The following is a 9,006-nucleotide window of genomic DNA, read 5'->3' on the forward strand; positions in this document are numbered from 1 at the left end:
GCCACTACGGAATCTTCTTCGCCAGCTGGCAGGTCGCATCGATCGACTTGACCAATGGCCAACCTGTCAGTGATGTGTCCGAACAGGTGTCAGCGATGTCTCCGGGCTAAACATTTCGCGGGTGATGACACCGGTGATTGAGGAGCGTCCGTGCAACGCAGTCACGTCTTCCGTTCCCGCCCTTCCCATGCATTAATGCGCCAAACCGCCTTCAGCGAGTCCTCCCCATGATGTCCATGCAAGCCTACCTCGCCTTCGTCGCCGCCTGCATCGCGCTGGCGCTGCTGCCGGGGCCGATCGTCACCCTCGTCATCGCCAACGGCCTGCGCCATGGCACGCGTGCCGCGCTGACCAACGTCGCGGGCGCGCAGGCGGGCCTTGCCATCGTCATCGGTGTCGTCGCGGTTGGCCTGACCTCGCTGATGGCGACCATGGGTTACTGGTTCGACTGGGTGCGCTTTGCCGGCGCCGCCTACCTGATCTGGCTGGGCATCAAGCTGATCTGGGCCCCGGTCGAAGGCCTCAATGTCGACGAGCCGCCGGCGCCACCGCGTGGCGGGTTCTTCCTGCAGGGCTTTCTGGTGCTGCTGTCGAACCCGAAGGTGCTGATCTTCTTCGGCGCCTTCATCCCGCAGTTCATGGACATGAACCGCGACCACTTTCCGCAGGTCGCGCTGCTGGGCGCCACCTTCATGGTCACCGCGGTGATGACGGATGCGCTGTACGCCATCGCGGCCGGGCGTGCCCGGAAATTCTTCTCGGCCCGCCGCACGCGGCTGATGTCGCGCATCTCCGGCGGCTTCATGATTGGCGGCGGCATCTGGCTGGCCCTGACCCGGGCGAAATAAGTCCCTCGAACCGCTTCGGGGCTTGAACCCTTCGCGGCGGCGATGCGTCCAATCGGGCATTGCCGCTGACGAAGGAATTTGGCCGTGCCCGATCTGCCCTGGCTCGTCTATGCGATGCTGCTCGCACCGCTCGGACTCATCCTGGTTGCCGCTGCCGTCAAGACCTGGCAGACGCGCGAGGCGCGAAGCTGGCCGCAGGCGGCAGGGAAGGTCGTCCGCTCGGTTGCAGAGGTGCGCGAGGTCCGGGTGTCCGACGACGACCGCGAGGAGGGCTATCGCCTCGAGAACCGCAATTTCGCGAACGTGACCTACGAATACGCCGTCGGCGGCCGCAAGCTACGCAACAACCGCATCTCGATCGGCGAGGACCTCGGCAATTTCGAGGTTGCAGAGAAGCTCGCGAAATATCCCGCCGGCAGCATCGTCACTGTCTATTACAATCCGCGCCATCCCGATCAGGCCGTGCTCGAGCGCGATCTGCCCAAGGGCCTGTGGGGCTGCCTCGGCATCGGCACTTTGATCGTCCTTGCTATCGTGTTCGGCTCGGCCTTCGGGCTCAACCAGGGCTATGCCTACCTCGCGCGTCACATCGCGCGGCCCGACCTCGCTGGCCTCGTCGTCGGCTTCGGGGCGTTCGGCCTCGTTGTCGCGCTGGTGGGGTGGGGGGTGCAGCGGCAGGCCTCGATGGCGACGCGCTGGCCGGTCGTGCCGGGCACGATCAAGCTGTCGGGAATAGAGCAATATCACGAAGCCAGCGAGCCTGGCGAAGCGCGCGGCACCGAGATGTTCGGCATGCGGGTGACCTACACCTACCTCTATCAGAACGTCAGCTACACCAATGAATGTGCGCGCGTCGCGGCCGGAACGCCGGGCGCGTCCGACAAGATGGCGGAGAAGCTGATGTCGCGCTACCAGGACGGCGCGACCGTCGAGGTCCGCGTCAATCCCGACAATCCCGCCGAAGCGGCGTTAGATGCGCGCGGCGACGGCCGCATCGCGTATGTGCTGTGGGGCATCGCCGCGATTTTCGCTGCGCTCGCGGTGTTCGTCGCGACTCGCGGCGGTTGATTGTCACCTCGCCCCGCAAGCGGGGCGAGGGAGTACACCATCGGCGTTTCGCCCTACACCAATCGTTCCGCCTTCAACTCCACCTCGATCTCCACAAAAATCCTCGCCAGCCGCTCTGCCCATTGCTGCTGACCGGACTGGTCCGTGATCAAATCTTGCCGGATCTCGATGCCGGTGTTGATCAGGCCGCGCGCTTCGCCGTGGACGGGAATGGTGTAGTCGGCGAGGTCGCTCACCGCATAGGGCTTGTTGTCGCCGACGACGAGGTCGCTCTCGACGCGTAAATGCTTGAGCAGGAGCCGCGGCAGCACGGTGTCACGGTGATAGAGCGCGCCGATGTGCCAGGGCCGCGCGACGCCGGCATAGACCGGCGTGAAGCTGTGCAGCGACACCAGCACCGTCGGCCGCTTGTCATGCACGCGGCGGTCGATCGCCGCATTGATGCGGTTGTGGTAGGGCTCGAAGATTTCGCGCCGCCTTGCGGCGCGCTCGCCCTCGGAGATACCCTGGTTGCGTGGAACCGCAGTTGCTTCGGAAATTACGGGGATCGAGCTCACAGCAGCCGGCGGGCGGTTGCAGTCGATCACGAGCCGCGAATAGCGCTGCGCGATCAGATGTGCGTCGAGCATTTTTGCAAGACGCTCGGCGACGCCGGCGATGCCGATATCCCAGCCGATGTGCCTGACAAGCTCGCTTTCCGCGACGCCGAGATCGCCGAGCACGCGCGGCAGCGCCCGCCCGTGATGATCCGAGGTGAGCAGGAAGGGCGATGTCCCTCCCGCATTCATCTCATGCACGGGCGGAATGTCATCCTCGCCGAGGAGTTGATCGGTCGCGTCGACTGTGCCTAAAGCCATCCTGATTGCCTGTGGAGAGAAGTTCGAGGTGATGAGTGGCGAGGAAGTGAAGGGTGTGGTGCATTCTTGTCATTGCGAGCGCAGCGAAGCAATCTAGACTATTTCCGCGGTGACGGTCGGGATTGCTTCGCGGAGCCTGTCATCGGGCCGCGCTTCGCGCGGACCCGTTGGCTCGCAATGACAGTGTTGAAGGTGCCCACAATGCCTCCCCTATATAGCCTTGGCGAAAACCAGGACGACATTGGAATGTGCGCTGTTGTCGTTTCGCATCATTCGCAGCTATCAGAAACCACATGAGCTCCGATCGTCTTTTCGTCTACGGCACCCTGATGCGCGGCTTCGACCATCCGATGGCGCGGCTGCTCGCGGGACACGCGGATTTTCTGGGTGAGGTGACCTGTCGTGGCCGGCTCGTCCTGGTGAAGCATTATCCGGGATTGCTGATGTCGGACGCGCCGTCCGACGTCGTCCATGGCGAGCTCTTTCGCCTGCGCGTGGCCGACGAGCTCTTGCGCGAGCTCGATATGTACGAGGCCTGCGGCGAGGGCTTTCCGGAGCCGACCGAATATCTGCGTGAGCTGATCGACGTGACACGCGCAGATGGCGTCACGGAGAAGGCCTGGACTTATGTCTACAACTGGCCCGTCAACGATCTGCCGCGCATCGAGTCCGGCCGCTTTCTGGACCACTAGCCCGACAGCACTTCCTTCACCACGCGGACGTCCACTTCATGTTCGACGTAAGTCCACTCCTCGGTCTGCCTGAGCATTGCCACCAGCTCCTCGAACAGCGAGGTATCGGCGGGCGCGAATTCGAACCAGGTCAGGAAGTCGAAGGGGCCGCCGAGGTCGCGGGAGTGGTAGAGCTGCCGCGCGATGGCCGGCAGGAAGCGCAGGGTGCTCGCGATGTGGTGCGACTTGTCCTCGAAGATCCTGCGGCGCTCTTCCTGCGTCAGCTCCCACCAGGCCTCCGATTTGCGGATCGGGATCAGCGCCGCGGAAGTGGCCTCTAACCGGCCAAGCTCGGCTTGCACCGCGGTGAGCTGCTGCTGCTCGGGGCGCTCGGTGTAGCGCGGTGTGCTCACGACGCCCGCCAGCCGCCACGCATTGCGCGAGGGCACCAGCGGCAATGAGACAGCCTCGCTGTCGGTGACCGACAGCGCCGGCACGAAGGGCAGGGGCTCGCCCGTCACGGGCGAAATCGAGGTTACACGCCAGCCCCCGCTGTGGCCGCCTCGAAACGTCCTGAACATGCCCTATGGAAGCGCGGAACCGGGCAGGATTCAAGCCTTTCCGTTGCCGCCGTCATTCCGGGGCGCGCCTCTTGGCGCGAGCCCGGAATCCATCGTGCCGCCGGAATGCTGGGAGAAATGGATTCCGGGCTCGATGCTTCGCATCGCCCCGGAATGACAGAGGGGCCTGTGAATAGGTCGAATAACCCGGATAATCCTGACAAATCTGACTTTTAGGCAGGCGGCCCCTATATCCCTGATCCTTCGCCCGACTCACCCGGTTTCGCGCTAGACACGTCCCCATGCGCTTCACGCCCCAATTCCTCGACGAGCTTCGTGCCCGGCTTTCGGTCTCCGAGGTCGTGGGCAAGCGCGTGAAGCTGAAGAAGGCCGGGCGGGAGTGGAAGGGGCTGTCGCCGTTCCAGCAGGAGAAGACGCCGTCCTTCTACGTCAACGACCAGAAGGGTTTTTACCACGACTTCTCCTCCGGCAAGCATGGCGACATCATCACCTTCGTGATGGAGACCGACGGCGTGCCATTTGCGGAGGCCGTCGAGCGGCTGGCCAACATGGCCGGCCTGCCGCTGCCGGCGGTGACGCCGGATGCGGCACGGCACGAGCAGCGGCGCAAGTCGCTGCATGACGTGATGGATCTCGCGGCGAAATTCTTCGCGGAGACGCTGGCCTCACGCCTCGGTGCGAAAGCGCGCGGCTATCTCGCCGACCGCGCGATCTCGCCGGCGACGCAATTGCAGTTCCGCCTCGGCTATGCCTCGCCCGATCGCTTCGCGCTGAAGGAGCATCTCGGCAAGCTCGGCGTTTCCGTGGACGACATGGTCGAGACCGGGCTGTTAGTCGCCGGCAACGACATTCCCGTGCCCTACGACCGCTTCCGCGATCGCGTGATGTTTCCGATCACCGATTTGCGCGGCCGGGTCATCGCCTTCGGCGGACGCGCGCTGGAGAAGGACGTTCCGGCAAAATATCTGAACTCGCCGGAGACGCCGCTCTTCCACAAGGGCGACAATCTCTACAATCACCAGACCGCGCGGAAGGCGACCCATGACGGCAGCGCCCTGATCGTGGTCGAAGGCTATGTCGACGTCATCGCCATGGTCACCGCGGGCTTTGCAGGCAGCGTGGCACCGCTCGGCACCGCGCTCACCGAAAGCCAGCTCGCGCTGCTCTGGAAGATGGCGGACGAGCCGATCCTGTGCTTCGACGGCGACCGTGCGGGACAGAAGGCGGCGTATCGTGCGGCTGACCTTGCTTTGCCTTTCCTCGCGCCGGGCAAGAGCCTGCGCTTTGCGCTGCTGCCGGAAGGGCAGGATCCCGATGATCTCGTACGCTCCGGTGGACGCGGCGCGATCGAGGAGGTGATCGCGGCGGCGCGTCCGCTCGCAGAGATGCTTTGGTCGCGCGAGCTCGAAGGCGGCAACTTCGTCACGCCCGAGCGCCGTGCCGCGCTGGAAGCGCGAATCAAGGAACTCTCCAACGGCATCCGCGACGAGGTGGTGCGGCGCTACTATCGCGACGATTTTGTCGAGCGGCTCCAGCGCGCTTTTGCCCCCGAAGGCGGGCGCGGCGGTTTCTCCGGCCGCGGCAATTTCCGCCCCGGTGCAGGCGGCCGCCCGTTCCAGCCCCGCGGGGGGCAACCGAATCGATTCGGCAGCCAGGGGCGCCGCGGGACGCCTGGCCCTACCTTGCTACCGTCCGGCCCATACCAGGCGGCGAGCCCCCAGCTGGCGGCGAGTCCGATCATGCGGGGCCAGCGCAGCGCCATCTCCCGCCGGGAAGCCCTGATCCTGCAATGCCTGATCAACCACCCCTGGCTGCTCCATGAGCACCTCGAGGAGGTCGCCGCCCTGGAGCTCGCCCATCCCGAGGCCCACAAGCTGAGGGCCGGCATCATCGCCGCCTTCGCCAACGACCACCACCACAGCCCGGACCCGGGCGAGCAGGCCGAGAAGATGCATGCCGATCTCGAGAGGGGCGGTTTTGTGCCGTTACTTCAAAGGGTTGAGCGGGCCATCACCACCGCGGCGGTGTGGGGTGCCCGCGAGGGCGCGGCGAGGGACGACGTTCTCTCCACTTGGCACCAGCTCGTTGCCTTGCATCGGCAATGGCATTCACTACTTAGGGAGTTGAAAGACGCTGAGCTGGCCTTGGGGGAGGACCCCAGCGAGGCTAATTTGGCGTGGCTACGTGACGTTAAGGCCAGGATGGCCGAGGTCGACGGTACCGAGGCCCTGATTGAGGGGTTCGGCGAACTGTCGGGCCGGGTCCAGAAGAGCGTGTGACGTGAAGAATCATGCGGACGGCCGGGGCCGGAACCGCTAAAAGACTCGCCAAATCCAAGGTTTGGCGGCAAAAACAGGGTTAATCGAGGCTTAACGGTCTTGTAGCACTTTGGCCACCAGGCGGCCGCAGGCAGAACAGACGCGTCAGGAATGAATCCGCGCAATCGCTGTTGGCACTACACCTGCATCCGCCGCGACAAAGAGGCTGACGAAGCGTTAGGCAAATCCGGCGAGAGAAAGGTCGGGGTGGCGAGAGTTGTGCGCGCCGCCTTTATCCGTGTCGGGAGCTGCCGAAGCGAGAGCGTCGAGCAATAGGTTCAGTGGGATTCAGGCAGGCGCGGCGAACGTCTGCATGAAGCGCGTTTAGGAGCAATGGATGGCCACCAAGGCAAAGACGCTGCAGGCGAAGGACAAGGAAAAGGACGACAAGGCAGCGGACGCGCCGGAGAAGGACTCCCAGGACGCGCCCTCGCCCTTGCTCGATCTGTCCGACGCGGCAGTGAAGAAGATGATCAAGCAGGCCAAGAAGCGCGGCTTCGTGACCTTCGATCAGCTCAATGAAGTATTGCCGTCCGACCAGACCTCGCCCGAGCAGATCGAGGACATCATGTCTATGCTCTCGGAGATGGGCATCAACGTCACCGAGGCCGACGACAGCGAAGGTGAGGACGACAAGGACGAGGGCGGCGAGGACGAGACCGATAACGAGCTCGTCGAGGTCACCCAGAAGGCCGTCACCGAGGTCAAGAAGAGCGAACCGGGCGAACGCACCGACGATCCCGTGCGCATGTATCTGCGGGAGATGGGCACGGTCGAGCTTCTCTCCCGCGAAGGCGAAATCGCGATTGCGAAGCGCATCGAGGCCGGCCGCGAAGCGATGATCGCGGGCCTCTGCGAAAGCCCGCTGACCTTCCAGGCCATCATCATTTGGCGTGACGAGCTCAACGAAGGAAAGATCTTCCTTCGCGACATTATCGATCTCGAAGCGACATATGCAGGTCCCGACGCCAAGGGCGGTATGAACACCGCGATGATCGGCGGTCCCGCCGGCGAAAACGGCGAAGCTTCGGCCGAAGGCGGCGAGGCCACGGCGGCTGCGCCCGCGCATGTCGCGCCCCCCGCCGCTCCTCCGTCGCCGACGCCGTTCCGCGCCGCGCCAGCCGCCGGTAATGGCGGCGAAGGCGAGAAGGATCCGGGCGAGGCCGCCGCCGAAGCCGACATGGACGAGGACGATGAGTTCGAGAACCAGATGTCGCTCGCGGCAATCGAGGCCGAGCTCAAGCCCAAGGTCGTCGAGATCTTCGACAAGATCGCCGAGAGCTACAAGAAGCTGCGCAAGCTTCAGGAGCAGGACATCCAGAACCAGCTCGAGAGCACCTCGCATGGTCCGTCGCTCTCGCCGCACCAGGAGCGCAAGTATCGCAAGCTCAAGGACGAGATCATCGTCGAGGTGAAGTCGCTGCGCCTCAATCAGGCGCGTATCGACTCGCTGGTCGAGCAGCTCTATGACATCAACAAGCGCCTCGTCTCGCATGAGGGTCGCCTGATGCGCCTTGCCGACAGCCATGGCGTCGCGCGCGAGGACTTCCTGCGCAACTACACCGGCTCGGAGCTCGATCCGCGCTGGCTCAACCGTGTCTCGAAGCTTTCGGCCAAGGGCTGGAAGAATTTCGTCCATCACGAGAAGGACCGCATCAAGGACCTCCGCCACGAGGTGCATCAGCTCGCGGCGCTGACCGGCTTGGAGATCGTCGAGTTCCGCAAGATCGTGCACTCCGTGCAGAAGGGCGAGCGCGAAGCCCGTCAGGCCAAGAAGGAGATGGTGGAAGCCAACCTCCGTCTCGTGATCTCGATCGCCAAGAAGTACACCAACCGCGGCCTGCAGTTCCTCGACCTGATCCAGGAAGGCAACATCGGCCTGATGAAGGCGGTCGACAAGTTCGAGTACCGCCGCGGCTACAAGTTCTCGACCTACGCCACGTGGTGGATCCGGCAGGCGATCACCCGCTCGATCGCCGACCAGGCGCGTACCATCCGCATCCCCGTGCACATGATCGAGACGATCAACAAGATCGTGCGCACCTCGCGCCAGATGCTCAACGAGATCGGCCGTGAGCCGACCCCGGAGGAGCTCGCCGAGAAGCTCGGCATGCCGCTGGAAAAGGTGCGCAAGGTTCTCAAGATCGCTAAGGAGCCGTTGTCGCTCGAAACGCCCGTCGGTGATGAAGAAGATTCACACCTCGGCGATTTCATCGAGGACAAAAACGCGATCCTGCCGATCGACGCCGCGATCCAGTCGAACCTGCGCGAGACCACCACGCGCGTGCTCGCCTCGCTCACCCCGCGCGAAGAGCGCGTGCTGCGCATGCGCTTCGGCATCGGCATGAACACCGACCACACGCTGGAAGAAGTCGGCCAGCAGTTCTCGGTCACCCGCGAACGCATCCGTCAGATCGAAGCGAAGGCGCTGCGCAAGCTGAAGCATCCGTCGCGGTCGCGGAAGCTGCGGTCGTTCCTGGATAACTAATCCGGATCGTCATGCCCGGGCTTGACCCGGGCATCCATCCAAATGAAGACGGCGGGCCGAAAGCCCGCCGTTCTTGTTGTGTGCCGAGTATGAGCGACAGCTTGGAGGTGGAAGTCCTCTATCCAGCCTGATGGCGGTGAAGGATTAGCGAAGCGCAAGGGCGTCATCGCGAGGT

At 64.1% G+C, this 9,006-nt stretch carries 7 protein-coding genes; 5 read left to right on the plus strand and 2 right to left on the minus strand.

What is annotated here, in order from left to right; genetic code table 11:
* Positions 1 to 227: 227 nt before the first annotated feature.
* Complete coding sequence (locus AC629_RS42605; RefSeq protein ID WP_084810599.1) at positions 228 to 848, plus strand: LysE family translocator; 621 nt, start codon at positions 228 to 230, stop codon at positions 846 to 848.
* Between the two features lie 84 nt (positions 849 to 932).
* Positions 933 to 1,916 carry a DUF3592 domain-containing protein gene (locus AC629_RS42610; RefSeq protein ID WP_084810605.1) on the plus strand — a complete coding sequence of 328 codons (984 nt, stop codon included), beginning with the start codon at positions 933 to 935 and terminating at the stop codon, positions 1,914 to 1,916.
* A gap of 53 nt (positions 1,917 to 1,969) precedes the next feature.
* Here AC629_RS42610 and AC629_RS42615 read toward each other — a convergent pair whose 3' ends face one another.
* The gene (locus AC629_RS42615; protein WP_084810600.1) at positions 1,970 to 2,773 is read right to left on the minus strand and encodes an N-formylglutamate amidohydrolase; all 804 of its coding nucleotides are present in this window, start codon (positions 2,771 to 2,773) and stop codon (positions 1,970 to 1,972) included.
* Between the two features lie 293 nt (positions 2,774 to 3,066).
* Here AC629_RS42615 and AC629_RS42620 point away from each other — a divergent pair, with 293 nt between their 5' ends.
* Positions 3,067 to 3,465: a gamma-glutamylcyclotransferase family protein gene (locus AC629_RS42620; protein WP_084810601.1), complete on the plus strand. Its 399-nt coding sequence runs from the start codon at positions 3,067 to 3,069 to the stop codon at positions 3,463 to 3,465.
* On the opposite strand, the gene AC629_RS42625 is transcribed toward AC629_RS42620, so the two are convergent.
* Complete coding sequence (locus AC629_RS42625) at positions 3,462 to 4,025, minus strand: chlorite dismutase family protein (RefSeq protein WP_084810602.1); 564 nt, start codon at positions 4,023 to 4,025, stop codon at positions 3,462 to 3,464. The two genes, AC629_RS42620 and AC629_RS42625, sit on opposite strands and share 4 nt — an antisense overlap.
* Before the next feature lie 281 nt (positions 4,026 to 4,306).
* Between AC629_RS42625 and dnaG the strand changes: the two genes are divergently transcribed.
* Both dnaG and rpoD read left to right on the plus strand, forming a co-directional pair.
* Positions 4,307 to 6,304 carry a DNA primase gene (gene dnaG, locus AC629_RS42630; RefSeq protein ID WP_084810603.1) on the plus strand — a complete coding sequence of 666 codons (1,998 nt, stop codon included), beginning with the start codon at positions 4,307 to 4,309 and terminating at the stop codon, positions 6,302 to 6,304.
* Between the two features lie 376 nt (positions 6,305 to 6,680).
* Positions 6,681 to 8,831 carry an RNA polymerase sigma factor RpoD gene (gene rpoD / locus AC629_RS42635; RefSeq protein ID WP_084810604.1) on the plus strand — a complete coding sequence of 717 codons (2,151 nt, stop codon included), beginning with the start codon at positions 6,681 to 6,683 and terminating at the stop codon, positions 8,829 to 8,831.
* The last annotated feature ends 175 nt before the right edge of the window (positions 8,832 to 9,006 follow it).

The organism is Bradyrhizobium sp. NAS80.1 (genome assembly GCF_001908205.1).
In the GTDB taxonomy this organism is placed as follows: domain Bacteria; phylum Pseudomonadota; class Alphaproteobacteria; order Rhizobiales; family Xanthobacteraceae; genus Bradyrhizobium.

Excerpts from the sequence above, each read along its gene's own strand:
- AC629_RS42605 (WP_084810599.1), top strand. The coding sequence starts at position 228 with ATGATGTCCATGCAAGCCTACCTCGCCTTCGTCGCCGCCTGCATCGCG.
- AC629_RS42615 (WP_084810600.1), bottom strand. The coding sequence starts at position 2,773 with ATGGCTTTAGGCACAGTCGACGCGACCGATCAACTCCTCGGCGAGGAT.
- AC629_RS42620 (WP_084810601.1), top strand. The coding sequence starts at position 3,067 with ATGAGCTCCGATCGTCTTTTCGTCTACGGCACCCTGATGCGCGGCTTC.
- AC629_RS42625 (WP_084810602.1), bottom strand. The coding sequence starts at position 4,025 with ATGTTCAGGACGTTTCGAGGCGGCCACAGCGGGGGCTGGCGTGTAACC.
- dnaG (WP_084810603.1), top strand. The coding sequence starts at position 4,307 with ATGCGCTTCACGCCCCAATTCCTCGACGAGCTTCGTGCCCGGCTTTCG.
- rpoD (WP_084810604.1), top strand. The coding sequence starts at position 6,681 with ATGGCCACCAAGGCAAAGACGCTGCAGGCGAAGGACAAGGAAAAGGAC.